Here is a 25,378-nt window from a genome sequence, read left to right as displayed (position 1 = left end):
GCGCCGCCATGTATCGACGGCTCGGGTACTCAAGGCAGGGTTTGTTAGCTAAGACCTTTAAATGACTGGCTCAAGAGCCCACCCTACGGTGCGCTACTGCCTCGGCATTAACCACAGCGCCTCGGCATTACGTAGGGCGGGCATGCCCGCCTTCGAGCTCTTCACGCCGCAACGCTTGTCAACAACGTGGCCTGGAGCCAGGCGATGCAGTCGAGGTTCAAGCGTTGCAACCGGTGGGCATGCCCACCCTACGGTGCCCCCGCCGTCAGCTGCGGCGGTTTCCGCCATGCGCCCACACGTACAGCGCCGGCAGGATCAACAGCGTCAGCACCGTCGACGACAGGATCCCGCCGATCACCACCGTGGCCAGCGGGCGCTGCACCTCGGCGCCGGTGCTGGTCGCCAGCGCCATCGGCAGGAAGCCGAGCGAAGCCACCAGCGCCGTCATCAGCACGGCGCGCAGGCGCACGTCGGCGCCCTCGCGCATCGCCGCCTCGGCTGAATGGCCCGCCTCGCGCAGCGTGCGCACGAACGACACCATCACCAGCCCGTTGAGCACCGCCACGCCGGACAGGGCGATGAAGCCGACCGCCGCCGAGATCGACAGCGGCAGGCCGCGCAGCCACAGCGCCAGCACGCCGCCGGTCATCGCGAACGGAATGCCGCTGAAGACCAGCAAGCCATCCTTGACACTGTTGAACATCAGGTACAGCAGCGCGAACACCAGCGCCAGCGCGGCCGGGACCACGATCGCCAGGCGCGCGCTGGCCGCTTCCAGGTTCTCGAACTGCCCGCCGAGACCGACCCAGGTGCCGGGCGGCAGCGCCACCTTGGCTAATGCCGGCTTGAACTCGGCCACGAAGGAACCGAGGTCGCGCCCGCGCACGTTGGCCGTCACCACGATACGGCGCTTGCCGTTCTCGCGGCTGATCTGGTTCGCCTCCGGCACGAAGCCGAGCGTCGCCACCTCCGACAGCGGGATGCTGGCCGCGTGGCCATCCTTGTCTTTGGCGGGCAGCGCCAACGGCAACTGGCGCAGGCTGTCGACGTCGTTGCGCACGCCTTCGGGCAGCCGCACCGTGATGGCGAAGCGGCGGTCGCCCTCGAAGACCATGCCGACGTCGCGCCCGCCGACCAGGGTGCCGAAGGCTTCCTGCACGTCGGCCACGTTCAGGCCATAGCGCGCCGCTTTGATGCGGTCGACCGACAGCGTCAGCGCCGGCAGTCCCTCGGTCTGTTCGACCTTGACCTCGGCCGCGCCGGGAATCCCGCCCAGCACGCGCGCGATGCGCTGTGCGGCCGCCCCCATGGCCGCGGTGTCGTCGCCGAACACCTTGACGGCGACGTCGCTGCGCACGCCCGAGATCAGTTCGTTAAAGCGCAGCTGGATCGGCTGCGAGAATTCGTAGTTGTTGCCCGGGATTTGCGCGGCCGCGGCGGTGATCGCCGCCACCAGTTCGGCGTGCGACTTGCGCGGCGCCGGCCACTCCTTTTCGGGACGCAGCATGATGTAGCTGTCGGCCGCGTTCGGCGGCATCGGGTCGGTCGCCACCTCGGAAGTGCCGACGCGCGCGAACATGCGCTCGATCTCGGGGAACTGCTTCAGCAGCGTGCTTTCCAGGTGCTGCTGCATCGCGACCGATTGCGCCAGGCTGGTGCCCGGAATGCGCATGGTCAGCACGGCGAGGTCGCCTTCGTCGAGGTTCGGGGCGAACTCGGTGCCCAGGCGCGTTGCCAGCAAGCCGGACAACAGAATGGAGAGCGCCGCAAAGGTGAACGCTACCGGCCGGTTGGCCAGCACCCAGTCGAGCAGCGGCCGGTACAGCGCGCGCGCTTTCGCCATCAGCCGGTTCTCGTGCTCGGCGCCTTCCTTCACGAACAGCGCCACCGCGGCCGGCACGAAGGTGATCGACAGGATCATCGCCGCCAGCAGCGCCATCACCACTGTGATCGCCATCGGATGGAACATCCGGCCTTCGATGCCGGACAGGGCGAAGATCGGCAGGTAGACCGTCATGATGATCAGCTGCCCGAACAGGAGCGGCCGGCGCGCCTCGGCCGCGGCGGCCGCCACTTCGGCGAAGCGTTCTTCGCGTGTGAGGGATCGGCCCGCCGCCGTGCGCGCCAGGCCGAGACGGCGGATGCAGTTTTCGACGATGACGACGGCGCCGTCGACGATGATGCCGAAGTCGAGCGCGCCCAGGCTCATCAGGTTGGCGCTGACCCCGGCCTGCACCATGCCGGTAAACACCATCAGCATCGACAGCGGAATCACCAGCGCCGTGATCAGGGCCGCGCGCAGGTTGCCGAGGAAGAGGAACAGGATCGCGATCACCAATAACGCGCCTTCGACCAGGTTCCGGCGCACGGTGTCGATCGCCTTGTTGACCAGCACCGAGCGGTCGTAGACCGGCAAAGCCTGCACGCCGGGCGGCAGCGAGCGGTTGACGTCTTCGAGCTTCAGGCGCGCCGCCTGCGCCACGGCGCGGCTGTTCTCGCCGATCAGCATGAAGACCGCGCCCAGCACCACCTCGCGCCCGTTCTCGGTGGCCGCGCCGGTGCGCAGCTCGCGCCCGAGTTCGACGTCGGCGACGTCGCGCACGCGCACCGGCGCGCCCTGCACCACGTCGAGCACGATGTTGCGGATCTCTTCCAGCGATTTCACCTGGCCCGGCGTGCGCACCACGAACTGCTCGCCGCCGCGCTCGATATAGCCGGCGCCGGCATTGGCGTTGTTGCGGTCGATGGCATTCACCAGCGTCGCCAGCGACAGGCCGTGCGCCGACAATTTTGCCAGGTCGGGCGCCACCTGGTATTCCTTCAGGTAGCCGCCGATGGTGTTGACTTCGGTGACGCCTTTCACGCTGCGCAGTTGCGGCGCCACGATCCAGTCCTGGATTTCGCGCAGGTCGGCCGGGGTGTAGGGACTGCCGTCGGCTTTGCGCGCGCCCTCCTTCGTCTCCACCGTCCAGTAGAAGATTTCGCCGAGGCCGGTCGCGGTTGGTCCCATCGCCGGTTCGACCCCGGCCGGCAGCCTGGAGCGCGCTTCCTGCAGCCGTTCGCTCACCAGCTGGCGCGCGAAATAGATGTCGGTGCCGTCCTTGAACACGACCGTCACCTGCGACAGGCCGTACTTCGACAAGGAGCGCGTGCTTTCGAGGCGCGGCAGGCCGCTCATCACGGTTTCGATCGGGAAGGTGATGCGCTGCTCGACTTCGAGCGGCGAATAACCGTGCGCGGCCGTGTTGATCTGCACCTGGACGTTGGTGATGTCGGGCACCGCGTCGATCGGCACGCGCGCGTAGCTATGGACGCCGAGCGCGCCGAGGCAGGCGACGACGAAGACGATCAGCCAGCGCCGTGCGATGGCAAGTTCGATCATCTTCTGGAACATGGTCAACGGCCTAGTCATGGTGTTCGGCCTCGGATTTGCCGAGATCGGCCTTGAGCAGGTAACTGCCGCCGGCCGCATACTTCGTTCCGGCCGCCAGGCCCGCGACGATCTCGCTGCGCTTGCCGTCCGAGCGCCCGACGGTGACCGGCTGGGCACGGAAGCCGCCGGCGGTGCGCACGAACACCACGCTGCGCTCGTGCACGGTCTGGATCGCGTCGCTGGCCACCGCCACCGCGACGCTGCCCTGCTGCCCCAGCAGGTCGACCGTGGCCAGCATGCCTGGACGCAGGCGCAATCCCGGATTGGCCAGCGCGATCCTGGCCGTGGCCATGCGCGTGGCCTCGCCCAGCACCGGGCCGACAAACGAGACCGTGCCTTCGAGTTCCTTCGGCTGGGCGTTGACGCTGACCCGGGCCGGCATGCCGCCGGCCACCTGCGCCAGGCTCGCCGCCGGTAGCGCCGCTTCGACCCAGACCTGCGACAGGTCGGCGATCGTCAGCAGCGGCGTCGTCGCATCGACCGCCTGGCCGGCCACCACCGGTTTTTCGAGCACGACGCCGTCCAGCGGCGCGCGCACGGTGACGCTGTTCGAGACCGCCCCGCCCGGCGCGATGCCGAAGGCGGCAAGGCGCTGGCGCGCGGCCGCGGCGCCGAATTCGGCTTCCTTCAGCGCGGCCTGCGCCGCGTCCAGGTCCTGGCGCGCCGAGATGCGCTGCTCCCACAAGGTTTTCTCGCGCGCGTAAGTGATGCGGGCGAGTTCCAGGCGCTGGCGCGCGCCGGCATCATCGGCGCGCCACTGCGCCACCTCCGGACTGCGGATGACGACCAGCGGCTGGCCCTTTTTCACCGGTGTGCCACTCGAGACCGGCACCGACTGCACGATGCCCGCGGCCGGCGCCGCCAGCGCCAGCGTGCGCTCGGCGTTCACCGTCACCTGCGCCGGCAGGTGCAGGCGCTCGCGGATCATGGCGGGCGCGGCGCTGTCGATCGCGATGCCGTTGGCTTTTATTTGCGCCTCGGTCATCGCGATGCCCGCTTCTTCCGTGTCGTGCTCTTCCCTTTCGTCCGCGTGACGGTCGTCGTGGCCATGCGCGTCTTCATGGGCTGCGTGGCCTCCTGCCGTGGATGATTCGGGGGCGCGCCACAACATCAGCGCGGCCAGCGCGGCGGCGAGCGCGCACATCAGCGCGATCAGATAAGTCTGTTTCCTGGTCATGGTGTTTGTTCCTGTCCGGTTGTTCCGGTTTGTTCGGTGGTGGCGCCGGCCAGGCGTTCGATGTCGGCCCAGGCGCGCCAGGCGCCCAGCAGCGCGTCCAGGTAGCGCGTACGCGCCTGGAACAGGGTGCGCTGCGCATCGAGCACGTCGAGCATGGAAAATTTTCCGAACTCGAAACCGGTGAGCGTGCGGTCGTAGGCGGAGGCTGCTTGCGGAAGCACGTCCTGGCGCAGCAGGCTGGCCTCGGCGCGCGCGGTTTCGTAGCGGGCGCCGGCGCCGGCCAGGTCGGCGGCGGCCATTGCCTGGGCCGCCGCCAGTTCGTCGCGCGCCTTGTCGGCACGAATCAGGGCCGCACTGAGGTTGCCGGCGTTGCGGTTGAACAGTGGCAGCGGCACCGACAAACCGACCACGGCCTGGCGCCGGCCAACTTCATCGTCGCGCTGGCTGCCGACCGAAACCGTCACGTCGGGAATCCGCGCCGCGCGTTCGACCTCCGCTTGCGCCAGCTGGGCCGCGAGCTGGCCGCGTGCGCGCCGGACCGCCGCCGTGTCGTCCGCAAGCAGGGTCGCGCGCGGCCTGGCGTCGGGAAGCTGCTCGATGGACGACGGCGCCAGCACGATGGCCTCGCCCGGCTGGCCGATCAGGCCCCCGAGCCGCGCCCTGGCGAGCGCCAGCTCGCCCTTGGCGCCATTCACCGCGCTGGCCGCATCGGCGGCGGCCAGGCGCGCCCTGGTTTCGTCGATGGGCGAGATCTTGCCGGCCGCGACGCGCCTGGCGGCGACATCCACGCTGCGCCGCGCCAGGTCGAGGAGCGACTGCGCCACACCGTGCCGCTCCCCGGCGACCTGCAGCCCGTAAAAGGCGGCGATGACGTGGGCGCGGACTTCCTGGCGCCGCGCCGCAAGTTCGCTGCGGGCGAGGCCGGCACTGCCCTCTGCCAGCGCCACCCTCGCCCGCCGTTTGCCGCCGAGTTCGATCGGCTGGTTCAGTACGATGGTGGTGGTGCGCGTGCCGGCGCGCTGGCCTTCGCGCAGGTATTCCAGCGTGGGATTCGGATAGCTGCCGGCCTGCTCGAGGACGGCGTCGCTGGCCGCGACTTCATGGGCCGCGGCACGCACGCCGGGCTGGGCGAGGGCGAGCCGGATCGCCGTCGGTAAATCAATCGGTGCGGCGTCGAGAGGTGCTGAGATGGCTGTGCCGCGCAGTGGTTGCGCAGCAAGGCCGCAGCACCACGCGTACAGAAATAGCGCGGCCAGCATCGGCAGCCGCTTGGGTTGGATGGTCATGCATGCTCCTGAAAAAACGTCGATCAGGCGCGCAGGAGCATGCGGACCAAGACGCCCACATGCGAAGATCCCGCGCGCACCCCTGGCGGCGTCAGGCCATGGGAGGCCGCTCGAGGCGGCGCGCGGGCACGGAAGTCAGGAAGGGGATGCGGGACGACACCGCCGACACGCGGTGGCGGGTTGCAGGGACAGCGGCGCTGTGCGTGGGCACGGCGGAGACTTGTCCGAACACGCATGCCGGACAGTGGGGATCGGCCAGCGACGAGGCGGCATCGTCGGCCACGAATACCGGCACCGCGACCGGTGCACCGTTCTCCTGCGCCGCCGCATGATGCGTGATGCCGCCGGGTGTCGCCACGCAGCACTGGTCCGCCATTGCCAGGGATACCTGGAACGGGTAGATCAGCAATAGCAGGATGAGAAACCAGCGGCGCATGGGCAGAAAATCATCGGAACGAAGCGCCATCATACTTGCTCTTGTCACCCCAGGCCATCGGGACAGCGGATTTGCTTGTCTGGCATCCGAGGCAGCAGCGTCAATTCGATATTCGTTGAAATGTCGTAGCGACCTCAGTATGATGGCAGCATCATTCAACCAGAGCGCACATGGAAACAAAAGCCGCCCTCGCCGCACTCGCCGCCCTGGCCCAGGAAAGCCGGCTGGCCGTGTTCCGCCTGCTGGTCCAGGCCGGCCCGGCCGGATTGGCCGCGAGCCGCATCGCCGCGCTGCTCGACATCGCGCCCTCCTCGCTCTCGTTCCACCTGAAGGAGCTGTCGCACGCGGGCCTGCTGGGGGCGAAACAGGATGGCCGCTTCGTGATTTATTCGGCCAACGTCGCCGCGATGAATGGCCTGGTTGGTTTCCTCACAGAGAACTGCTGCGGCGGCGTTCCGTGCGGCGTGGCGACCGACGTCTGCGCACCCGATTGCAAGCAACCCGACTGACCTCCATGAACATCCTCTTCCTCTGCACCGGCAACTCCTGCCGCTCGATCCTCTCCGAAGCCACCTTCAACTATTTGGCACCGGCCGGCATGCGCGCGCTCAGCGCCGGCAGCCAGCCCACCGGCTGGCTGCATCCGCGCGCCCTCGCGCTGCTGGCGCGCAAAGGTATCTCGACCGAGGGCTACTCCAGCAAGTCGCGGAACGACTTGCCGGTCGTGCCGGACATCGTCGTCACCGTCTGCGGCAGCGCCGCCGGCGAGACCTGCCCTGCGTACCTGGGACCGGTGCTGCGCGCGCACTGGGGCCTGGACGACCCGAGCCACGTCGTTGGCACGAACGAGGACATCGAGGCGGCATTCGAGCGCACCTACCAGATCATCCTGGCACGCACGCAAGCCTTTCTGGCACTGCCGTTCGACCAGCTGAACGTGGACAAGGCCAGGCTCAAGGGAGAGCTCGACCGCATCGGCACGCTATTCCCGTAAGCTGCAACAAGGACCGCCGTGCTGCTTGCCCTCCTGATCTTCATTGCCACCCTTGCCTTGGTCATCTGGCAGCCGCGCGGCCTCGGCATTGGCTGGAGCGCGTCCGCCGGGGCGGCGCTGGCCCTGGCGACGGGTGTGATCGCGCCGGCCGATATCCCGGTTGTGTGGGGCATCGTCTGGAACGCAACCGGCGCCTTTGTCGCCGTGATCGTCATCAGCCTGCTGCTGGACCGGGCGGGTTTCTTCGAATGGGCCGCGCTGCACGTGGCGCGCTGGGGCAATGGCAACGGCCGGCGCCTGTTCGTGCTGCTGGTTCTGCTTGGGGCGGCGGTGGCGGCGCTGTTCGCCAACGATGGCGCCGCGCTGATCCTGACGCCCATCGTGATCGCCATGCTGGCGGCGCTGCGTTTCCCGCCCAAGGCCACCCTCGCCTTCGTGATGGCGGCCGGCTTCATCGCCGACACCGCCAGCCTGCCGCTGGTGGTATCGAACCTGGTGAACATCGTCTCGGCCGATTATTTCGGTATCGGCTTCGCGCGCTACGCGGCGGTGATGGTGCCGGTCAACCTGGTGTCGGTCGCTGCCACGCTGGCGGCGCTGGCCTGGTTCTTCCGCAAGGACATCCCCGCGCGCTACGATCTCGCCCAGCTGCGGCGCCCGCAGGAGGCCATCGTCGACCGCGCCACCTTTGTCGCCGGCTGGTGGGTGCTGGCGCTGCTATTGATCGGTTTCTTCTGGCTCGATGAGATCGGCGTGCCGATCTGTGTCGTTGCCGCCGGGGGCGCCGCCGTGCTGCTGGCGGTGGCGGTGCGCGGGCATCGCATCGCAACGCGCGAAGTGCTGCGCGGCGCACCGTGGCAGGTGGTAGTGTTTTCGCTCGGGATGTACCTGGTCGTGTACGGGCTGCGCAATGCCGGCCTGACCGGCCTGCTGACGGCGCTGCTGGACCGGTTCGCCGGCTACGGCGTCTGGGGCGCGGCGCTTGGCACCGGTTTCGTCACCGCTATCCTCTCTTCCATCATGAACAACATGCCGACCGTGCTGGTGGGTGCGCTGGCGATCGACGCCACTGCCAGCACGGGCGCGGTGCGCGAAGCGATGGTGTACGCCAACGTCATCGGCGCCGACCTGGGTCCGAAGATCACGCCGATCGGCAGCCTCGCCACCCTGCTCTGGCTGCACGTGCTGGCGGCGAAAGGCATCCGCATCTCCTGGACATATTATTTTCGCGTCGGGATCGTGCTGACGCTGCCCATCCTGTTCCTGACCTTGTGCGCGCTGGCGCTGAGGCTGAGCATTAACTGAGCCGAGAAAACACCATGACCACCATCCCGAACCTGCCCAACCTCCAGGCCGAACTGCTCGACATCCCGACCGTCGACAAGCTCGCCCCCGCCGGCGCCATGGACCACCCGCCGCGCATCCTGCTGCTGTATGGCTCATTGCGCGAGCGCTCGTTCAGCCGCTTCCTCACCTTCGAGGCGGCGCGCATCCTCGAGCACTTCGGCGCCGATGTCAGAATCTTCGATCCGCTGGATCTGCCGATGGCCGGCAGCGTGCCGGAGACGCACCCGAAGGTGGTCGAACTGCGCGACCTGTGCCTGTGGTCCGAGGGCCAGGTCTGGTGCAGCCCCGAGCGCCATGGCGCGGTGACTGCGGTGATGAAGAACCAGATCGACTGGATTCCGCTGGAAATGGGCGCGATCCGTCCGAGCCAGGGCCGCACGCTGGCGGTGATGCAGGTCTGCGGCGGCTCGCAATCGTTCAACGTGGTGAACACGCTGCGCCTGCTGGGGCGCTGGATGCGCATGTTCACGATCCCGAACCAGTCCTCGGTGCCGATGGCCTACAAGGAATTCGACGACGCAGGACGCATGAAGCCGTCGAGCTACTACGACCGGGTGGTCGACGTGATGGAGGAACTGGTCAAGTTTACCTTGCTCACGCGCGGCCGCACCGATTACCTGACCGACCGCTACAGCGAGCGCAGCGAGCGTGCGCGGGAGGCGATCGACCGGCAGTTGCAGAAAATTTAAGGCGGCTCGACGAGACCGGAATATTGCTTATGCAAGTTCCGTTGCCATCTAACAACGATTGAACGCAACCGAATCGTTTCCATACGTAAATATATCGACTTCACCAAGGCCGCTCCGCTACAGTCCACTCCGTAGCGTGCTCCGTGCATGCGGCCGGTTTTGGCGCCGGCGTACCAAACCGCCGGCAGTGCCGCTCGCCCGTGCACGCCGGACCCCGAACGAAAGCGATCCATGTTGTTCCCTTCCCTTGCCGTCCTCCCCGCCTCCGCCAGCGCGGGCGCCGTCCTGTTCGTCCTCGCCGGCGCCGCCTGCGCCGACACGGGCACGCCGGGCTGGACCTTCTCCGGCTTCGGCACGGTGGGCGTGGCGCGTTCCGACGAGCGCCAGGCCGACTTCGTCGCCACCATCCTGCAGGGCAATGGCGCCGGGCACACGGCGCGCTGGAGTCGCCACGTCGACAGCAAGCTGGGCGGCCAGGTTGACTTCACCCTCGATCCGCGCTGGTCGGCGGTGCTGCAGGTCGTGAGCCAGCAGCGCCACGACAACAGCTACCAGCCGCGCGTGGAATGGGCCAACATCAAATACCAGGTGACGCCCGAACTGGCGCTGCGCCTCGGGCGCATCGCGCTGCCGGTGTTCATCGCCGCCGACTACCGCAAGGTCGGCTATGCCTACCCGTGGGTGCGTACGCCGATCGAGGTGTACGGCGTCCTGCCGCTGAGCAGCAGCGACGGCGCCGACCTCAGCTGGCACTGGAACGGCGAATCGGTGCGCAGCACCACGCAAGTCCTGTACGGCCATACCGACGTGGCGCTCTACGGCGGCGCGCGCTTGCACGGGCGCGGCATCGCCGGCCTGTCGCACACGGTCGAGCGGGGCGCCCTGAGCGCGCGCGCATCCGTGATGACGGCGCGCGTGTCGCTCAGCATGTATCCCGAATTGTCCGATGCGCTGCGTGGTTTCAGCGCGCAGGGGCGCGACATCGCACGACGCCTGGACGTTGCCGACAAGCGCGCCTCGATGGTCAGTCTCGGCATGAACTACGATCCGGGACAGTGGTTCGTGCTGGGCGAAGCCGGCTACACCCAGGTCGACGGATACCTCGGCGGCACGCGCTCGGCTTACCTCAGCAGCGGCTGGCGCCATGGCGACCTGACTCCCTATGCCGGCTATGCGCGGGTACGGGGCATCCGACCGCACGGCCCGAAAGCAGTATCCCTCGACGGCCTGGCGCCGCCCTACGCAGCCGCCGGTGCGGCGCTGAACGCCGGGCTCGACATGCTGCTGGTACGCAGCGTGCCCTCGCAATCCACGCTCAGCGCCGGCCTGCGCTGGGATTGTGCCCCGAACCTCGCGCTGAAGTTCCAGCACGAACGCGTTACCACACGTCGCGGTTCGCGCGGCCTGTTCATCAATTCGACACCGGACTACGAACCCGGGCGCACGGCGCACGTGACCAGCGCCGCCCTCGACTTCGTCTTTTGAGGGCCGCCATGACACATCGACCTGCAAGGCTGCTGGCCGCCCTTCTCCTCGCATGCTGCGCCGGCCTGGCGCAGGCCGGTGACCTGGTGGTGGTGGTCTCGGCGCGCAGCACGGTCGAGGCGCTGCGGCCGGAACAGGTGGCCGCCATCTTCCTGGGCCAGGCGCCGCGTTTCCCGAACGGCACGGTCGCGACCGCGCTCGACCAGCCGCTCGGCACGTTCGAGCGCAACCAGTTCTACCTGCGCGTGACCGGCAAGACGCCGGCGCTCTTGAGGGCGCACTGGTCGAAGATGGTGTTCACCGGCCGCGGCCAGCCGCCGCGCGAACTGGCCGACAGCGCAGCGGTGCGCAAGGCGGTGGCCGACGACCCGGCCCTGATCGGCTATATCGAACGCGAGGCGCTCGACCCGAGCGTGCGCCAGGTCTTGCTGGTGCATTGAAAGGACGACCATGATTTCCACTTCCGTCTCCCCGCGCATCGCGGCGCGCCGTCCCAGGCTGGCCGGCTGGCTCGGGCGCGGCCTCGACACGCACATCTCGCTGCCGCTGTTCGCGGTCCTGCTCGTCATTGGTCTGTGGATCCTGACGCTGCGCGTGATCGACGCCGACCGCGCCGCGACCTTGAACGCCGCCCACGCGGCCACGCGGGAACGCGTCGAGACCTATGAAGCGCAGATGGCGCGCAGCCTGAACGGCATCGACCAGACCCTGAAGGTGCTCAAGTACGCGGTCGAACTGAACGGCGCGGAAGGCGCCATTCCGGCCCTGCGCCAACAAGACCTGCTGCCGCCCGGCCTGGTGTTCGTGGTCTCGGTCGCCGACCGCAACGGCCACGTTAATGCCAGCAACCCGGACCAGGGCGTGCATGACGTCTCCGGCACCGGCTACTTCCTCTACCATCGCAACAACGACCTGGGCCTGCCTTTCGTGAGCGCGACCATGGGCGACGGCGCGCGCGCCGAGCCGCACCTGCACTTCACGCGCCGCATCAACGACCGCGCCGGCCGCTTCGCCGGCATCGCCATCGTCGCCGCCGACCCCTCGTATTTCACCAGCGCCTACGAACGCTCGCGCGACGGCGAGCACGGCATGCTGGGCCTGGCCGGCATCGATGGCGTGATGCGCGCACTGCGCGTCGGCGAGCATGTCAGTTGGGGCCAGCGCATCGAACTCGGCACCTCCGAGGGCGGCATCGCGCTGCATACCGGCCCCGACGGCATCGCGCGCTACACCAGCGTGCAGCGCCTGCACGGCTTTCCGCTCGCGATCGTGGTCGGGCTGGCGCGGCATGAACAATTCGCCGCCTTCGAGGAAAAGCGCCGCACCTATCTGCTGGCCGCGGCCAGCGCCAGCGCCCTGCTGCTGCTGGTGGTGGCCGTGATCGCGGGCTGGGCCTGGCAGCTGGCCCGGGTGCGGCGCCGCGCGCGCCGCGCCCAGGAAACCTATGCCGCCGCGTCCGAGGGCAGCCTGGATGCCTTTTTCGTGCTGCGCGCGCTACGCCAACCCGGCAGCCCCGGCTCCGGCGCGCGCATCGTCGACTTCGTGGTGGAGGCGACCAACACCCGCGCCGAGGGCATCACCGGCCTGCCCCGCGCCGAGATGCAGGGCATGCTCCTGTGCGACATGCTGCCGCACTACCGCGACAACGGTATCTTCGACGACCTGGCCGCGGCGACCGAGGACGGCCAGCCGCGCGAAGGCGAATGGCAGGCCTCGACGCGCCAGGCCGCCGGGCGCTGGCTGCACCGCCAGATCGTGGCGGTCGAGAATGGCGTGGTGGTGATCGTGCGCGACATCACCGAGCGCAAGCAGGTCGAGGCGCGCATCTTCCACATGGCGCATCACGACGAGCTGACCGGCCTGCCGAACCGCAACCTGATGCACGACCGGATCGAGCACGCAGTCAGTAACGCTGCGCGCAACGGCAATGCGGTGGCGCTGGCCTTTGTCGACCTCGACGGCTTCAAGCTGGTCAACGACGGCCTTGGCCACAAGGCCGGCGACGAACTGCTCAAGGTGATCGGCAAGCGCATGGGCGCCTGCCTGCGCCGCAGCGACACGCTGGCGCGCTTTGGCGGCGACGAATTCGTGATCCTGCTGCCCGACCAGGGCCACGATCCGGACGCGCTGGCGCCGCTGCTGGAAAAGATCCGCGTCGCCGTCACCGAGCCGGTGCAAGTCAGTGGCCAGGCGGTGCAGGTCAGCTGCAGCATGGGCGTGGTGATGTATCCGCGCGATGGCATGGATGCCAGCGCCCTCCTGATGAACGCCGACGCCGCGATGTACCGCGCCAAGGACCTGGGCAGCAACAACTTCCAGTTCTACGCGCGCGAGATGAATGCCAGCATCGAAGAAAAGCTGGTGCTGCTCGACGGCCTGCGCCAGGCCGTCCAGGCCACCTTCGAAGGCGCGGCCGACAACGGTTTCCGCCTGCTGTACCAGCCGAAGGTGGACTTGCGCAGCGGCCGCGTGTTCGGCGTCGAGGCGCTGATCCGCTGGCAGCATCCGGAACACGGCATGGTGCCGCCGCAGCGCTTCATCGGCCTGGCCGAAGAGAGCGGCCTGATCGTCGAGATCGGCGACTGGGTCATCCGCGAAGCCTGCCGCCAGGCGCGCGCCTGGGTCGATGCCGGCCTGCCGCCGGTGACGATGTCGGTGAACGTGTCGGCGCGCCAGTTCGAGGAGGCGCGCCTGGTCGAGCGCGTCGCTTGCGCCCTGCGCGACAGCCGCCTGGCGCCGGAACTGCTGGAACTGGAAGTGACGGAAAGCCTGATCATGCGCGACCTCACCCGCTCGGTGGCCAGGATGCGCGAGCTCGAAGCGATGGGCGTGTCGCTGTCGATCGACGACTTCGGCACCGGCTACTCGAGCCTGTCGTCCTTGAAAACCTTCCCGATCAGCCGCCTGAAGATCGACAAGAGTTTTGTCAGCGAACTGGCCGACAACCCCGACGACCAGGCGATTGCCATGGCGGTGATCTCGCTCGGCCACAAGTTGAATTTGCGCGTGATCGCCGAAGGCGTCGAGACCGAGCAGCAGCGCGCGTTCTTGCGCGCCAACGAATGCGACGAGATGCAGGGGTATTTGTTCAGCAAGCCGGTGTCGGCGGACGATATTGTCGACATGCTGGAGGTGCATGCGTTGGAGATGGGGGCGGTTTAACGGCGGGGACATTCACCGAACCGCGTTCACAGACCGGCAGGGTGGGCGGGGAACCCGCCCACCCTGCCGGTCTGCTCGAATGAATCGGTGTTATTTGATGCCGGCGGCTTCGCGCAAACGCCGTACTAAGGCCTCGGCATCCGCATCCACGTGCATCAACGCCGCATGCCCTTCGCGCACGAACCCCTCCTCCACCTGGTGCCGCGCAAAACTCACCAGCCCGTCATAAAACCCATCCACGTTCAGCAAGCCGATCGGCTTGGCATGAATCCCCAGCTGCGCCCAGGTCACCATCTCGAACAGTTCTTCCAGCGTGCCGAAGCCGCCCGGCATGGCGATGAAGCCTTGCGACAGTTCGGCCATCATGGCTTTGCGCTCGTGCATGTCCTTGACGACGAACAGCCGCGTCAGGCCAGCGTGGCCGACTTCGCGTTCGACCAGGGCGCGCGGGATGACGCCGGTGGCTTCGCCGCCGAGGCGCAGCACCTCGTCCGCGATCACGCCCATCAGGCCGACCTTGCCACCGCCATACACGAGGGCGATGTTGTGTTCGACCAGTACGCGCGCCAGCACGCGGGCGGCGTCGGCATACAGGGGCTTGGCGCCATTCGAGGCGCCGCAGTAGACGGCAATGGATTTCATAAAAATTCCAAAATAGTAGAGCGCCTGATAAAACCGCCCAGGGCAAGGCGCGGCGTCGAAGACAGTACGCTAGTACGGCGAGACGCTGCAACGCCGCCATGGGTGGTTTTATCAGGCGCTCGGGTCGCGGCCTTCGTCGGGCAGCTTCTTCAGATACTCTTCGCTCAGCTTCTCGAACAGGAGGCTGGTATCGCCGCGCAAATACGGCCCGAGCATCGACAGCACCTGGTAGCAGCCGCGCGCCAGGGCGTCGGCGATGGCCTGTTGTTCGCTGTACTTGCGCGGATTGCGCACGTATTCGTAGGATAGCCAATAGGTGGCGACGACGACCATGTTGGTGGCCATGGCACCGATCTGCTGGTCGGAGGCTTCCAGCGACTGTTCGCTGCGCAGGTCTTCGCACAGCTGGCGCGCGACCTTGATCTTGTGGGCGAGGATGGCCTTGAAGTGCAGCTCGAGCTTGCGGTTGCGCGAGAGCAGGTCGTTGAGGTCGCGGTAGAAGAAGCGGTAGCGCCAGATCAGCTCGAACATCAGGTGCAGGTAGAGCCAGACGTCCTCCATGTTCGAGCGCCGCCCCGCCGGCACCGTGAGGATGCGCTCGATCTCGGTTTCGAACTGCACGAAGATCGAATTGACGATGTCGTCCTTGTTGCGGAAATGGTAGTACAGATTGCCGGGCGAGATATTCATCTCCTCGGCAATGACGGTCGTCGTGATGTTCGGCTCGCCGAACTCGTTGAACAGCCTGAGCGAGAGCTCGAGGATGCGTTCACGGGTGCGGCGTGGAGCTTTCTGTAGCATGGATGGCGGTCTGTATGGTGTCACGCGCAAGCATATCATCGAACCGTATGCCGGCGGCATTGCGGCCGGCCCCACGGTTCGGTACTTGCGCCGTCAGTCGGCGGCGTCGCTTCGCTGCGCGGCCTTCTTGGTGGATGGACGCTTGGCGGGCGCTTTCGCGGGCGCGGCCTGTTTGTCCGCCCTCTTGCGCAGGTGTTCGCCGGCCAGCTCGGCCACCATCCGCTCGAGTTCGTCGATGCGGTGGTGCAGCGCTTCCATTTCGCTGCGCGCCGGCACGCCGATGGTGGCCAGGGCGCGCGCCACGCGTTCCTCGAACACCTGCTCCAGCTTGCCCCAGGTGCCCGAGGCACGGCGACTGGAGCGCTCGGCCTTGCGCGCCACGGTGTCGGTCGCATCCTCGACCTGGCGCGCGCGCTTTTGCAGCTCGCTGCCGTCGCGCACCAGGCGCGTGAATTCACGTCCGCCGGCCTGCTGGGCCTTGGCAAAGGCGCCCAGGCCCGCCTGCCAGATCTGCTGGGCCGAGCTGCGCACGGCGCGCGACAGCGCTTCTTCTTCCTGCTCGAGTTCCTTGATATTTTTCGTCATCGCTTCCTCATCCTGTGCAGCCCATTGTAGGCCTGCACCTTAGTACCCGCATTGTAAACGGCGCGTGCATCTTCCAGCAGCGCCAGCAAGGCGCCGAGCCGCCATGGCTTGGCCTGGAAGGCGTCGGCGTCGCCCGTCTCCAGCGCCGCCGCGATCGCCGGATCGTCGCGCGCGCCCGACAACAGGATGCGAGCACTCGCGGGTTGCAGGCGCCGCGCCTGCGCCAGCAATGCGGCGCCGCTGAGGTCGGGCATCAGGTGGTCGCTGACGATCGCGGCCACCGGTTCGCGCGCCAGCACGGCCAGCGCCGCAGCGCCGGAGCCGGCCGCCAGCAGGCGCCAGCCCTGCCCCTGCAGCGCTTCCTGCAGCATCGCCAGCATGAAGGGATCGTCGTCGACCAGCAGCAGCGCCGGTGCCTGCGCGTCGTTGTGCAGCGTGAGCGCGCCCAGCTCCTCCATCACCAGGTCGAGCACGCGGCCATTGCAGCCGAGCGCCACGTGGCCGACGCCGCCCAGCGCGAGGTTGCGCGCGCCCTCCAATACGCTCGAGGTCTGCGGCGAGACGATGTTGTCGTGGTGGCTGAAGATGGAGGTGACCAGGGCGCGCCGCGCCGGGTCTTCCGACGCAGCCAGTTGGCACAGCCAGTCGCAGGCCACGCCGCGCACGCGCCGCATCTGCGCCGCATTCGCGCCCAGGCCGAAGTTGGCGAGCCCAGTGCCGTGGTGCGGCGTGCCCAGCGTGACCAGGCGCGCCACGCGCGCGCTGCCGTATTCGCGCATCCAGGCGCGCGCCACCAGCCCGCCCATGCTGTGGGCGACGATGGCGACCTGCGCTGCGCCGGTCGCCGCGCACAGCTCCGCGACGGCGCGCTCGACCAGCGGCACATAGCCGTCGATCGCGCCGCCGACCGGTTCCAGGTCGATGGCGGCGTAGCTGATGTGGTTACGTTCCAGGCGCGGCATCAGGTGACGCCAATAGCCGCTGTTGCAGCCGTAGCCGTGTATCAGCAGCACGGGCACGTAGCCCGAATCGGCTTCGATGCGGCGGCAGGCCCTCGCGTGCGGCATGAACCAGGAGGTGGCCAGCATGCTGCTGCGGTATTCCTCGGCCAGCAGGCGCAGGCGCGCGCGCCAGCCCAGGTGGAATTCGCGCGGGGTCGGACTGGCGAAGCAGGCGCTGAGGACAAAATTGTTCATGTTAATCACCAGACGCACCAGCACTACACAGGCCAGGCCCAGGGCCAATGCCATCCAGGGCGCGGCGCCGAACAGGCGCCAGGCGGCGAAGGCAATCGCTGCGGCGCCCACGGCTTGCACCACCAGCAGCCATTGCAGCATGCGGCGCGCGCTCATGCGTTTGCTGTGACTCATGCCATTGGACTCTTTGTTTTCATCCAACATAGTGTACGCCAGGCAGGGGTATCGACATGGCATCAGCCTGGAGGACATCGTCAGGATGACGGCTATCTCATGCTGCAGGCAAATAAGCTTTGCAAGATGTACTCCACATGCAAATTTTGTTTGCATAGCGCCACGTATACTTGGTCACCCCTTCGGACCAGCCTTCTCTTGAGGGCGGCGGGCTTGTACCATAGGCGTATTCAGCTCGACTACGAAAGCCTCACATGACCACCACCAACTTCTCCCGCGCCGCCCTGCTGGCCGTCTTCGCCGCCGCCTGCGCCCTGCCTGTCCAGGCCGCCAGCACGGCCGCCTCGTCGGCCTCGAGCGCCGGCTCGGCTTCCTCGGGCAGCGTCTCCGATTCGATCGGCTCGTCCAGCAACAGCGGCGGCGACGAGCGTCGCGTGGCTGCCGGCGAATACCGCGTGATCGACGTCGCCGCCGCACCAGGCAAGCCGGATACCACACGCATGACCCTGCATGCAGCCAGCGGCGAGCGTGAGTTCACCCTCGACGTGCCGAACCGCGCGCTGGCGCAGCGGAGTGTCGACAAGGGCGCACTGGTGCAGGTCAACGCGCGCGAATACGGCTACGAATTCGCCCATGCCGACAGCAAGCAAGCCTTCTTCCTCGCACTGGAAGACAACTGGTACCGCGAACTGGGTTCGCAAAAAGTCGCGATCTGATGCGTGTTCGATTCCGGCTCGGCGCAGTTCCACTGGCACTGGCGCTGTGCGCCAGCAGCGGCGCCTGGGCCGGCCTGCCGACCTTTTGCGAACGCGCCAGCGAGATCAGCGCCGCCGAGCAGGACCGCGTGCTGCGCTTTGCCGGCGTCGTCAAACGCGAACTCGAACAGTCCGGCGCCCGCGTGGCGCTGGTGGCGCGTGCCGGCACCGACCTGAGCCGCTTCGGCCTGTTGTATTCGCACGCCGCCGTCGCCCTCAAGGACAATCCCGCCGCTCCCTGGGCCGTACGCCAGCTCTACTACGCCTGCGACGAGTCGCGCCCGCGCCTGTTCGACCAGGGCGTGGCCGGCTTCGCGCTCGGCGCCGACACGCCCGCGAGCGGCCACATGTCGCTGGTCTTCCTGCCCGAGCCGGACGGCGCGCTGCTGGAACGGGCCGCGCTCGACAAGCCGCTGGCGCTGTCGCTGCTGGCCGGCGAATACAGCGCCAACGCCTATGCCTTCGGCACGCGCTACCAGAACTGCAACGGCTGGGTGGCCGAACTGCTGGCCGGCGCCTGGGGCCATCTCGGCAGCGCCGCCGCGCCGCGCGCCCAGGCCCAGGCCTGGCTGCGCACCCAGGGCTACACGGCCGGCCCGGTGCGGATCCCCTCGCACGCGATGATGTTCGCCGGCCAGTTCGTGCCGCTGCTGCACGTGAACGACCATCCGGTCGAGGATATTCACCAACTCGCGCTGCAGGTCAGCGTGCCGGAGTCGATCGAAGCCTTCGTGCACGCCAGGGCGCCGGCGGCGCGCCGGGTCGAACTATGCCACGACCGTGAGCGCATCGTCGTGCGCCGCGGCTGGCAGCCGATCGGGGCGCAGTGCCGGGCGCTGCCAGGTGACGAGGTGATTGCGTTCGCGTCGGCACCTTGATTGAAACGGAAAACACATGGAACGCAGGAAGACTATCGACAAGCTGACAGAGCATGGCAGCTACCGCGATGCCCTTTTCTACCGTCACCCCGGCGGACTGCGCTTCGAACTGTCGAGTGGCGGCGACGCACTGGAACTGGTACTGACGGCCCTGCAGCGGGCCACTGCGGTCTGCAAGAACATTTTCGACGGCAGCGCTTCGATCCTTGTCCATCTGCAGCGCTACGCGCCGCAGAATCGGTTCCAGCTGCGCAGCACGCTGCGGGAATTACGCGCCGCTGGCATCGATCCGCCGCGTAGCAGAAGCATCTGGCTCGACGCAGTGAGCGAAGACGAGAAGTTTTCCTTCGACGTCGGATACTGGGTGCAGTGCGCGTTCGAACTCCCCGTCGCCAAGCTGCAGGCCCTGCTGTGGTGCGCACTCACCTGCGATTTCCCCAGCCTGCGCCCGAATCCTGGATGCCGCATCTACCTCATCCACCCTGACAAGGACATCATCGTGCATCCGTACGACGACCGCGGAATGGACGTGATCGGCAGGGGAAAGCCGACCCTGGCGGCGCTGTACAGGAAGCACAAGGATTGGCTGCTGGCTTACGATATAGCTGCGATGGCGCAGACGTTCGAAACGACGCCAGAGCAGCCCCAGCCTGCCGCCAACGGAGCAAATTTCATCGATGGAGCGAAGATGCAATTGAACGATGTCGAAGTCGTGAAAGATGCGGACACCGAGCGGCCGATTCCTTCGGCATGGCGCCCGGTCATCCAGCGCATCGTCGATGCGTTCGTTTGCCACGATTATCTGCTTGCCGCAGGAATCCCGGGCGTCGCACGGGTGTCGACGAAAACCGCCAGGCAGATTCAGGACTACATCGGCAGCTACGGGGAGACGCTGGTCGCGCTTCCTGCCGAGACCTGGAAGACGTCGGTCTGCATCTGGACGGGTCGGCACTGGGACGCCCTGATCGATCTGTGGACCGCCGACGAGGGCCCAAGCGACATGGTGCTCAAGCTGGACGTCGCGGAAAGCGACGCGACTTACCTCTTCGATATCCAACTGGTGTATGTTCCTTGAGAACGGCTTGCCACACCAACCAGGACGACCATGACGACAAGCGACCCCACGCACATTTTCGACGCAGCCATCGCGCTGGCACCGGCGGCGGACGGCCACTACACCGGCCACACGCATCCCGCCTACGCCAACATGGTCGGTCCCTTCGGCGGCGTCATCGGCGCGGCATTGCTGAATGCGATCGTGCAGCATCCGCAGCGCCTGGGCGACCCCTTGTCGCTCACCGTGCACTTCGCCGCGCCGATCGCCGATGGCGGTTTTTCGGTACAGGCCAGGGCCGTGCGCACCAACCGCTCGACCCAGCACTGGTACGTGGAACTGATCCAGGATGATGGCGTCGCGGCGTTCGCCACGGCCGTCACCGCGGTCCGGCGCGACACCTGGCACGCCCTCGACGCCGTCTTTCCCGCGGCGCTGCCGGCAGACAGCATCGCACCGGCGCCGGCGATCCCGCGCGCCGCATGGACCGCGTGCTACGAGATGCGCTTCGTCGACGGCATTCCCGGCGCGCCGGGATCGGAAAGCGCGTCGTCGGAATCGCTGCTGTGGATTCGCGACCAGCCGGCGCGACCGCTCGACTTACTCTCGCTGTCGGCCATCTGCGATGCCTTTTTCCCGCGCATCTTCGTGCGCCGGCCACAGTGGGTGCCGATCGGCACGGTCGCTCTGACCACCTATTTTCATGCGGACGCCGCGCAACTGGCGGCGCAAGGCCACGCACCCCTGCTGGGACGAGCGCGGGCGCTGAATTTCAGAAAGGGGTTTTTCGACCAGACGGCCGAGATCTGGAGTACGGCGGGCGAGTTACTGGCAACGACGCATCAAGTGGTGTATTTCAAAGAGTAGCGATGCAGGGTTTGTTACGGCAGTAGTTGAAAGCATGCGTGCGTCACGCGTGGACGGAGCCATTCGTGGCCCAGTCTACCCTCCGCCCTGCAACGGCTACAAACACGTTTCGACATAGGCGACCGAAGGCTGCAGGCCGGCGCGGATGCGCGTGATCTTGCCGCCGGACTCTTCCAGGATGATGGCGCTGCGGCCGTCGGCGCCAGGGAACGTCAGGTAATGGCCGGCGGGATCGTATTTGTGGACGCTGACCTCGGCGTTGGGATGCTTCGCACGCACTTGCGCCAGCGTATCGCCGAACGCGACAGCGAGCGTGTTGCCGACGCCCGGCTCGGCGTCGGCGCGGGTAACGACGCCTTCCTCGACCATGAAGCGCAGCTTGGGCAAGGTGGGGAAACGCACCATGCTGCAAGCCGGGTCGAAGGCTTGCGGCAAGCTGGCCTTGCTTGCGGTCGCCGCTTCCGCTTGCGCCAGCGTCATGCCGAAACGGATCGGCCCGATTCCGCTGGCGCTCAAGGATGTCGATGCGGTCGATGCGGTCGATGTCGTCGATGCCGGCGACGTGACAGGTGCACTGGCGGGCGCGGCGGGTGGTGCGGCGCGGTCCGAACATGCGCCTAGCAGCACGATCACCCCTAGATAAACAATCGTTCGCATCGCCTTCCTTTCTGGTTCACTACCGCTTTTACTTCTTGAGAATCTGGCGTGCAATCCCGCGCAGGATATTGACTTCTTCCGTCTCCAGCTGGGTGCGCGCGAACAGGCGCTTCAGGCGCGGCATCAGCTTTTTCGGATTGTCGGCGTTGAGGAAACCGATCGACACCAGCGCTTCTTCCAGGTGCGCATACATGCCTTCGATCTGGGTCACGCTGGCGGCGGCGCCGTGGAAGCCGACCGGCGTCTCCGACACGCCGTCGCCGATGGCCGCCATCCGGCATTCGTAGGCCAGCACCTGCGCCGCTTGCGACAGGTTCAGCGACGAGTAGGTGGGGTTGGCCGGAATATTGATCAGCACATTGCATTTCTCGACGATCTCGTTGGGCAGGCCGACGCGTTCGTTGCCGAGGATGAGCGCGGCGTTCACCTCGCCCTGCCCCGCCGCATGCTCGGCAAAGGCGCGCGGTGTCCACACCGGCGGCGAGAATTCGCGCAGGCGCGCCGAGACGGCGGCGGCGAAATTGCAGCCTTCCAAAGCCTCGCCGATGCTCCCGACGATGCGCGCATTGCTCAGCACGTCGAGGGCGCCGCTGGCAAAGGCGACGGCTTCGGGATCCGTCAAAGGATCGGCGCAGCGCGGCGCGACCAGCACGAGCTCGGTAAAACCCATTGTCTTCATGGCACGGGCGACCGAGCCGATGTTGCCGGCGCGGCTGGTTTCAACGAGTACGAAACGGAGACGAGTGAAAAGAGACGTGTCGGAATTGGGCGGGTTCATTTAAAATAGCGCTATCGCGCGGCGACGAGCAATTGAAGTTCTGGCATCAAGGGCCGGAATTTTACTCCGTTCAACGCCGCCCCGCTCTTTAATTCAACCTATACTCGTATGCTCGCGACGCTCCATGCGCCGCGGGCGTCAGCGTTTTTTTCAGGGAAAAGCACAATGCATCCAATGCTCAATACGGCCATCAAGGCCGCTCGCCGCGCCGCCACTGTCATCAACCGCGCGTCTTTCGACCTCGACCGTATTACGGTCTCTGAAAAACAACACAACGATTTCGTCACCGACGTCGACCAGGCGTCCGAGCAGGCAATCGTCGAGACGCTGCTGAAGGCCTACCCTGACCACGCCATCCTCGGCGAAGAGTCGGGCCCGTCGCGCAACCTGAACGACGACAGCGAGTATGTCTGGATTATCGATCCGCTCGACGGCACCACCAACTTCATGCACGGCTACCCGAACTTCTGCATCTCGATCGCGCTGCAGCACAAGGGCGTGATCACCCAGGCCGTCATCTATGACCCGGTCCGCAACGACCTGTTCACCGCCAGCAAGGGCGCCGGCTCCTACCTGAACGACAAGCGCATCCGCGTGAAAAACCACGACCGCATCGGCAAGGCACTGATCGCCGCCGGCCACGGCACCGATCCGCGCGCGCTGGCCGAGTACCTGCGCATGTATGAAGTCGTCGCCTCGCGCTGCCACGGCGTGCGCAGCAGCGGTTCGGCCGCGCTGGAACTGGCCAACGTGGCTGCCGGCCGCGTCGATGGTTTCTTCGAAAAAGGCTTGAAAATCTGGGATATCGCTGCCGGTTCGCTGCTGGTGACGGAAGCGGGCGGCATCTGCGGCGAGTTCAACGGCGAGTCCGCTTACCTGAACAAGGGCGACATCATGGCCGCCGGCCCGAAGGTGTTCGCACAGATGGTGCCGCTGATGGTCCCTTTCGCGTAACTAGCGTAAAATAGCAGGCTTGCTTGTAGCCGTAGCGCGTTGCGCACTGCGGCTCCCATCCCGGCTTTTCCACCGCGCAACAAAATCTCTATAATCAATTGCCCGACGGGCGCATCAACCGATGCGCGCGTGCCGTGTCGATTGTCCATTCCGATCCTGGCGCCGCTTGCGCCGCGGCGGAATCAACCTCACCAGAAGAGTCTATGTCATTTGCTACCCTCGGCCTGTCCGACGCCATCGTTCGTGCAGTCGCTGAACAAGGTTACACCACGCCAACCCCGATCCAGGCACAGGCGATCCCTGCCGTGCTCGGCGGCGGCGACCTGCTGGCCGGCGCCCAGACCGGCACCGGCAAGACCGCCGGCTTCACCCTGCCGCTGCTGCAGCGCCTGTCGACCGACAAGGTCGGCGCCGCCCTGACGAGCAAGAGCACCCCGCGCGCGATCCGCGCCCTGGTCCTGACCCCGACCCGCGAACTGGCGGCCCAGGTCGAGGAAAGCGTGCGCCTGTACGGCAAGTACACCAACCTGAACTCGGCCGTGATCTTCGGCGGCGTCGGCATCAACCCGCAGATCAAGCTGCTCAAGCACGGCGTCGACGTCCTCGTCGCCACGCCGGGCCGCCTGCTCGACCACGCCGGCCAGCGCACCGTCGACCTGTCGAAAGTCGAGATCCTGATCCTGGACGAAGCCGACCGCATGCTCGACATGGGCTTCATCCACGACATCAAGAAAGTGCTGGCCCTGCTGCCGCCGAAGCGCCAGAACCTGCTGTTCTCGGCCACTTTCTCGGACGAGATCAAGGCCCTGGCCGACAAGCTGCTGAACAACCCGGCTTCGATCGAAGTGGCGCGCCGCAACTCGACCGTGGAAGTGATCGCCCAGAAGATCCACCCGGTCGACCGCGACAAGAAGCACCCGATGCTGTCGCACCTGATCAAGGAAAACGACTGGAGCCAGGTGCTGGTGTTTACCCGCACCAAGCACGGCGCCAACAAGCTGGTCGAACAGCTGGGCAAGGACGGCATCGGCGCGATGGCGATCCACGGCAACAAGAGCCAGACCGCGCGCACCAAGGCGCTGGCCGAATTCAAGGACGGCAGCCTGCAAGTGCTGGTGGCAACCGACATCGCCGCGCGCGGCATCGACATCGACCAGCTGCCGCACGTGGTCAACTATGACTTGCCGAACGTGCCGGAAGACTATGTCCACCGCATCGGCCGTACCGGCCGCGCCGGCGCCACCGGCGAAGCCGTGTCGCTGGTCTGCGTCGACGAGCACCAGATGCTGAAAGACATCGAGAAGCTGATCAAGCAGACGCTGCCGCGTCACGTGATCCCGGGCTTCGAGCCGGACCTGAATGCCAAGGCCCAGCCGATCCAGCTGCGCAGCGGCGCGCCTGGCCACGGCGGCCGCGGTGGCCGTCCGGGTGGTGGTGGCGGCGCAGGCCGTGGCCAGGGCCAGCCGCGCGCAGCGGCGCCTGCGGGTGGTGCGCGTCCTGCCGGTAACGGCGGCGGTGGTCGTCCGGCTGCGGCTGGTGGCGGCAATCGCGGTGGCGATGGCGGCCGTGGTCCGCGTAGCGCGGCGGCGCCACGTACGGGTGGCCGCGGCCGCTAAGCGGTCTCGCGTTTCGCATAAGAACAGCCCGGCATGCCGGTAATGCCGTTCAGTTAAGGTCCTTCTTCAGGACGCGAACGGTGTAACGCTGAGGCAAGGCCTTGACGGCCCGGTCGATTTTTCGACCGGGCCGTTCTTCATTTAGTAGCATTACAAGGCGCTGGCGAAGGCGCTGCATTAAGGCAGGCAGCTTGCCATATGACCGGGTTACCGCAGCCCAGTGCAGTTCGTACTGGATGACGTGGAAGGCGCGGACAAAACTGATCTCGGTCGGCTCGCACTTTACTTCCAGCGCGGCTTTGGCCATCTCCAGCCGGATCAGGTTGTAAGCGGTCAGCGCTTCCCAGATTTCCTGATAGACGCCGTCGACGGTGCGGCTACGCAGAGTCAGCGCCATACCCATCATCGTCTG

The 25,378-nt window shown here is 66.9% G+C and carries 24 protein-coding genes and 1 pseudogene; 14 read left to right on the top strand and 11 right to left on the bottom strand.

What is annotated here, in order from left to right; all coding sequences use genetic code 11:
- Window positions 1-265: 265 nt before the first annotated feature.
- From IFT60_RS25690 to IFT60_RS25675, 4 genes are all read right to left on the bottom strand, one after another.
- Window positions 266-3,394 (bottom strand): efflux RND transporter permease subunit, encoded by a 3,129-nt coding sequence (locus tag IFT60_RS25690; protein ID WP_192056939.1) that lies wholly within the window; start codon window positions 3,392-3,394, stop codon window positions 266-268.
- A gap of 10 nt (window positions 3,395-3,404) precedes the next feature.
- Complete coding sequence (locus tag IFT60_RS25685; RefSeq protein WP_192056937.1) at window positions 3,405-4,610, bottom strand: efflux RND transporter periplasmic adaptor subunit; 1,206 nt, start codon at window positions 4,608-4,610, stop codon at window positions 3,405-3,407.
- Window positions 4,607-5,896 carry a TolC family protein gene (locus IFT60_RS25680; protein ID WP_192056936.1) on the bottom strand — a complete coding sequence of 430 codons (1,290 nt, stop codon included), beginning with the start codon at window positions 5,894-5,896 and terminating at the stop codon, window positions 4,607-4,609. The genes IFT60_RS25685 and IFT60_RS25680 overlap by 4 nt, the downstream gene beginning before the upstream one ends.
- A 91-nt stretch (window positions 5,897-5,987) precedes the next feature.
- Window positions 5,988-6,365, bottom strand: a complete 378-nt coding sequence (locus IFT60_RS25675; protein ID WP_192056935.1) for a hypothetical protein — start codon at window positions 6,363-6,365, stop codon at window positions 5,988-5,990.
- Window positions 6,366-6,502: 137 nt separating this feature from the next.
- Between IFT60_RS25675 and IFT60_RS25670 the strand changes: the two genes are divergently transcribed.
- The 7 genes from IFT60_RS25670 to IFT60_RS25640 all read left to right on the top strand — a co-directional run bounded on the left by IFT60_RS25670 (window position 6,503) and on the right by IFT60_RS25640 (window position 14,009).
- The gene (locus IFT60_RS25670; protein WP_192056934.1) at window positions 6,503-6,841 is read left to right on the top strand and encodes an ArsR/SmtB family transcription factor; all 339 of its coding nucleotides are present in this window, start codon (window positions 6,503-6,505) and stop codon (window positions 6,839-6,841) included.
- A 5-nt stretch (window positions 6,842-6,846) separates the two neighbouring features.
- Complete coding sequence (locus tag IFT60_RS25665; protein ID WP_192056933.1) at window positions 6,847-7,326, top strand: arsenate reductase ArsC; 480 nt, start codon at window positions 6,847-6,849, stop codon at window positions 7,324-7,326.
- 18 nt (window positions 7,327-7,344) lie between these two features.
- Entirely contained in the window at window positions 7,345-8,631 is a 1,287-nt protein-coding gene (gene arsB, locus IFT60_RS25660) for an arsenic transporter (protein WP_192056932.1), read from the top strand.
- Window positions 8,632-8,645: 14 nt separating this feature from the next.
- Window positions 8,646-9,362 (top strand): arsenical resistance protein ArsH, encoded by a 717-nt coding sequence (arsH, locus tag IFT60_RS25655; protein WP_192056931.1) that lies wholly within the window; start codon window positions 8,646-8,648, stop codon window positions 9,360-9,362.
- 231 nt (window positions 9,363-9,593) lie between these two features.
- Window positions 9,594-10,847: a porin gene (locus tag IFT60_RS25650; protein ID WP_192056930.1), complete on the top strand. Its 1,254-nt coding sequence runs from the start codon at window positions 9,594-9,596 to the stop codon at window positions 10,845-10,847.
- An 8-nt stretch (window positions 10,848-10,855) separates the two neighbouring features.
- Complete coding sequence (locus tag IFT60_RS25645; protein ID WP_192056929.1) at window positions 10,856-11,287, top strand: phosphate ABC transporter substrate-binding protein; 432 nt, start codon at window positions 10,856-10,858, stop codon at window positions 11,285-11,287.
- Between the two features lie 10 nt (window positions 11,288-11,297).
- A complete protein-coding gene (locus tag IFT60_RS25640; protein WP_192056928.1) occupies window positions 11,298-14,009 on the top strand; it encodes a bifunctional diguanylate cyclase/phosphodiesterase in 2,712 nt (903 codons plus the stop codon).
- A gap of 90 nt (window positions 14,010-14,099) precedes the next feature.
- Here IFT60_RS25640 and IFT60_RS25635 read toward each other — a convergent pair whose 3' ends face one another.
- From IFT60_RS25635 to IFT60_RS25620, 4 genes are all read right to left on the bottom strand, one after another.
- Window positions 14,100-14,651, bottom strand: a complete 552-nt coding sequence (locus IFT60_RS25635) for an LOG family protein (RefSeq protein WP_192056927.1) — start codon at window positions 14,649-14,651, stop codon at window positions 14,100-14,102.
- Window positions 14,652-14,762: 111 nt separating this feature from the next.
- Window positions 14,763-15,452, bottom strand: a complete 690-nt coding sequence (locus IFT60_RS25630) for a TetR/AcrR family transcriptional regulator (RefSeq protein WP_192056926.1) — start codon at window positions 15,450-15,452, stop codon at window positions 14,763-14,765.
- A gap of 93 nt (window positions 15,453-15,545) precedes the next feature.
- The gene (locus tag IFT60_RS25625) at window positions 15,546-16,037 is read right to left on the bottom strand and encodes a phasin family protein (RefSeq protein ID WP_192056925.1); all 492 of its coding nucleotides are present in this window, start codon (window positions 16,035-16,037) and stop codon (window positions 15,546-15,548) included.
- On the bottom strand, window positions 16,034-17,407 hold the full coding sequence (locus IFT60_RS25620) for an alpha/beta fold hydrolase (RefSeq protein WP_192056924.1): 1,374 nt from the start codon (window positions 17,405-17,407) through the stop codon (window positions 16,034-16,036). Before IFT60_RS25620 ends, IFT60_RS25625 begins: the two co-directional genes overlap by 4 nt.
- 254 nt (window positions 17,408-17,661) lie before the next feature.
- Here IFT60_RS25620 and IFT60_RS25615 point away from each other — a divergent pair, with 254 nt between their 5' ends.
- The 4 genes from IFT60_RS25615 to IFT60_RS25600 are packed head-to-tail and all read left to right on the top strand — an operon-like array spanning window position 17,662 to window position 20,961.
- On the top strand, window positions 17,662-18,123 hold the full coding sequence (locus IFT60_RS25615; protein ID WP_192056923.1) for a hypothetical protein: 462 nt from the start codon (window positions 17,662-17,664) through the stop codon (window positions 18,121-18,123).
- Complete coding sequence (locus tag IFT60_RS25610; protein WP_192056922.1) at window positions 18,123-19,040, top strand: DUF2145 domain-containing protein; 918 nt, start codon at window positions 18,123-18,125, stop codon at window positions 19,038-19,040. The genes IFT60_RS25615 and IFT60_RS25610 overlap by 1 nt, the downstream gene beginning before the upstream one ends.
- Window positions 19,041-19,056: 16 nt before the next feature.
- On the top strand, window positions 19,057-20,115 hold the full coding sequence (locus tag IFT60_RS25605) for a DUF3885 domain-containing protein (protein WP_192056921.1): 1,059 nt from the start codon (window positions 19,057-19,059) through the stop codon (window positions 20,113-20,115).
- A gap of 30 nt (window positions 20,116-20,145) precedes the next feature.
- Complete coding sequence (locus IFT60_RS25600; RefSeq protein ID WP_192056920.1) at window positions 20,146-20,961, top strand: thioesterase family protein; 816 nt, start codon at window positions 20,146-20,148, stop codon at window positions 20,959-20,961.
- A gap of 96 nt (window positions 20,962-21,057) precedes the next feature.
- On the opposite strand, the gene IFT60_RS25595 is transcribed toward IFT60_RS25600, so the two are convergent.
- Window positions 21,058-21,366 carry a hypothetical protein gene (locus IFT60_RS25595; protein WP_192056919.1) on the bottom strand — a complete coding sequence of 103 codons (309 nt, stop codon included), beginning with the start codon at window positions 21,364-21,366 and terminating at the stop codon, window positions 21,058-21,060.
- On the opposite strand from IFT60_RS25595, the gene IFT60_RS25590 reads away from it, so the two are divergent.
- On the top strand, window positions 21,365-21,604 hold the full coding sequence (locus IFT60_RS25590; protein ID WP_192056918.1) for a hypothetical protein: 240 nt from the start codon (window positions 21,365-21,367) through the stop codon (window positions 21,602-21,604). The two genes, IFT60_RS25595 and IFT60_RS25590, sit on opposite strands and share 2 nt — an antisense overlap.
- A 42-nt stretch (window positions 21,605-21,646) precedes the next feature.
- Here IFT60_RS25590 and IFT60_RS25585 read toward each other — a convergent pair whose 3' ends face one another.
- Window positions 21,647-22,396, bottom strand: coding sequence for an RNA methyltransferase (locus tag IFT60_RS25585; protein ID WP_192056917.1), 750 nt, complete (start codon window positions 22,394-22,396; stop codon window positions 21,647-21,649).
- Between the two features lie 174 nt (window positions 22,397-22,570).
- Here IFT60_RS25585 and IFT60_RS25580 point away from each other — a divergent pair, with 174 nt between their 5' ends.
- Together IFT60_RS25580 and IFT60_RS25575 are read left to right on the top strand one after the other, a co-directional pair.
- Window positions 22,571-23,350 (top strand): inositol monophosphatase family protein, encoded by a 780-nt coding sequence (locus IFT60_RS25580; RefSeq protein WP_192056938.1) that lies wholly within the window; start codon window positions 22,571-22,573, stop codon window positions 23,348-23,350.
- Window positions 23,351-23,553: 203 nt separating this feature from the next.
- Window positions 23,554-24,966, top strand: a complete 1,413-nt coding sequence (locus IFT60_RS25575) for a DEAD/DEAH box helicase (protein WP_192056916.1) — start codon at window positions 23,554-23,556, stop codon at window positions 24,964-24,966.
- Window positions 24,967-25,015: 49 nt separating this feature from the next.
- Here the strand turns inward: IFT60_RS25575 and IFT60_RS25570 are convergent.
- Window positions 25,016-25,378, bottom strand: a pseudogene (locus IFT60_RS25570) (IS4 family transposase); the annotation flags it as partial.

The organism is Massilia sp. CFBP 13721, assembly GCF_014842025.1.
Taxonomy (GTDB): Bacteria; Pseudomonadota; Gammaproteobacteria; order Burkholderiales; family Burkholderiaceae_D; genus Telluria.
Note: the sequence above shows the minus strand (reverse complement) of the source record. Positions and strands in the feature narration are given on the sequence as shown.

What these genes read in the sequence shown, in the direction of transcription:
- IFT60_RS25690 (WP_192056939.1), bottom strand. Translation starts at nt 3,394, where the DNA reads ATGTTCCAGAAGATGATCGAACTTGCCATCGCACGGCGCTGGCTGATC.
- IFT60_RS25685 (WP_192056937.1), bottom strand. Translation starts at nt 4,610, where the DNA reads ATGACCAGGAAACAGACTTATCTGATCGCGCTGATGTGCGCGCTCGCC.
- IFT60_RS25680 (WP_192056936.1), bottom strand. Translation starts at nt 5,896, where the DNA reads ATGACCATCCAACCCAAGCGGCTGCCGATGCTGGCCGCGCTATTTCTG.
- IFT60_RS25675 (WP_192056935.1), bottom strand. Translation starts at nt 6,365, where the DNA reads ATGATGGCGCTTCGTTCCGATGATTTTCTGCCCATGCGCCGCTGGTTT.
- IFT60_RS25670 (WP_192056934.1), top strand. Translation starts at nt 6,503, where the DNA reads ATGGAAACAAAAGCCGCCCTCGCCGCACTCGCCGCCCTGGCCCAGGAA.
- IFT60_RS25665 (WP_192056933.1), top strand. Translation starts at nt 6,847, where the DNA reads ATGAACATCCTCTTCCTCTGCACCGGCAACTCCTGCCGCTCGATCCTC.
- arsH (WP_192056931.1), top strand. Translation starts at nt 8,646, where the DNA reads ATGACCACCATCCCGAACCTGCCCAACCTCCAGGCCGAACTGCTCGAC.
- IFT60_RS25650 (WP_192056930.1), top strand. Translation starts at nt 9,594, where the DNA reads ATGTTGTTCCCTTCCCTTGCCGTCCTCCCCGCCTCCGCCAGCGCGGGC.
- IFT60_RS25645 (WP_192056929.1), top strand. Translation starts at nt 10,856, where the DNA reads ATGACACATCGACCTGCAAGGCTGCTGGCCGCCCTTCTCCTCGCATGC.
- IFT60_RS25640 (WP_192056928.1), top strand. Translation starts at nt 11,298, where the DNA reads ATGATTTCCACTTCCGTCTCCCCGCGCATCGCGGCGCGCCGTCCCAGG.
- IFT60_RS25635 (WP_192056927.1), bottom strand. Translation starts at nt 14,651, where the DNA reads ATGAAATCCATTGCCGTCTACTGCGGCGCCTCGAATGGCGCCAAGCCC.
- IFT60_RS25630 (WP_192056926.1), bottom strand. Translation starts at nt 15,452, where the DNA reads ATGCTACAGAAAGCTCCACGCCGCACCCGTGAACGCATCCTCGAGCTC.
- IFT60_RS25625 (WP_192056925.1), bottom strand. Translation starts at nt 16,037, where the DNA reads ATGACGAAAAATATCAAGGAACTCGAGCAGGAAGAAGAAGCGCTGTCG.
- IFT60_RS25620 (WP_192056924.1), bottom strand. Translation starts at nt 17,407, where the DNA reads ATGAGTCACAGCAAACGCATGAGCGCGCGCCGCATGCTGCAATGGCTG.
- IFT60_RS25615 (WP_192056923.1), top strand. Translation starts at nt 17,662, where the DNA reads ATGACCACCACCAACTTCTCCCGCGCCGCCCTGCTGGCCGTCTTCGCC.
- IFT60_RS25610 (WP_192056922.1), top strand. Translation starts at nt 18,123, where the DNA reads ATGCGTGTTCGATTCCGGCTCGGCGCAGTTCCACTGGCACTGGCGCTG.
- IFT60_RS25605 (WP_192056921.1), top strand. Translation starts at nt 19,057, where the DNA reads ATGGAACGCAGGAAGACTATCGACAAGCTGACAGAGCATGGCAGCTAC.
- IFT60_RS25600 (WP_192056920.1), top strand. Translation starts at nt 20,146, where the DNA reads ATGACGACAAGCGACCCCACGCACATTTTCGACGCAGCCATCGCGCTG.
- IFT60_RS25590 (WP_192056918.1), top strand. Translation starts at nt 21,365, where the DNA reads ATGCTGCAAGCCGGGTCGAAGGCTTGCGGCAAGCTGGCCTTGCTTGCG.
- IFT60_RS25595 (WP_192056919.1), bottom strand. Translation starts at nt 21,366, where the DNA reads ATGGTGCGTTTCCCCACCTTGCCCAAGCTGCGCTTCATGGTCGAGGAA.
- IFT60_RS25585 (WP_192056917.1), bottom strand. Translation starts at nt 22,396, where the DNA reads ATGAACCCGCCCAATTCCGACACGTCTCTTTTCACTCGTCTCCGTTTC.
- IFT60_RS25580 (WP_192056938.1), top strand. Translation starts at nt 22,571, where the DNA reads ATGCTCAATACGGCCATCAAGGCCGCTCGCCGCGCCGCCACTGTCATC.
- IFT60_RS25575 (WP_192056916.1), top strand. Translation starts at nt 23,554, where the DNA reads ATGTCATTTGCTACCCTCGGCCTGTCCGACGCCATCGTTCGTGCAGTC.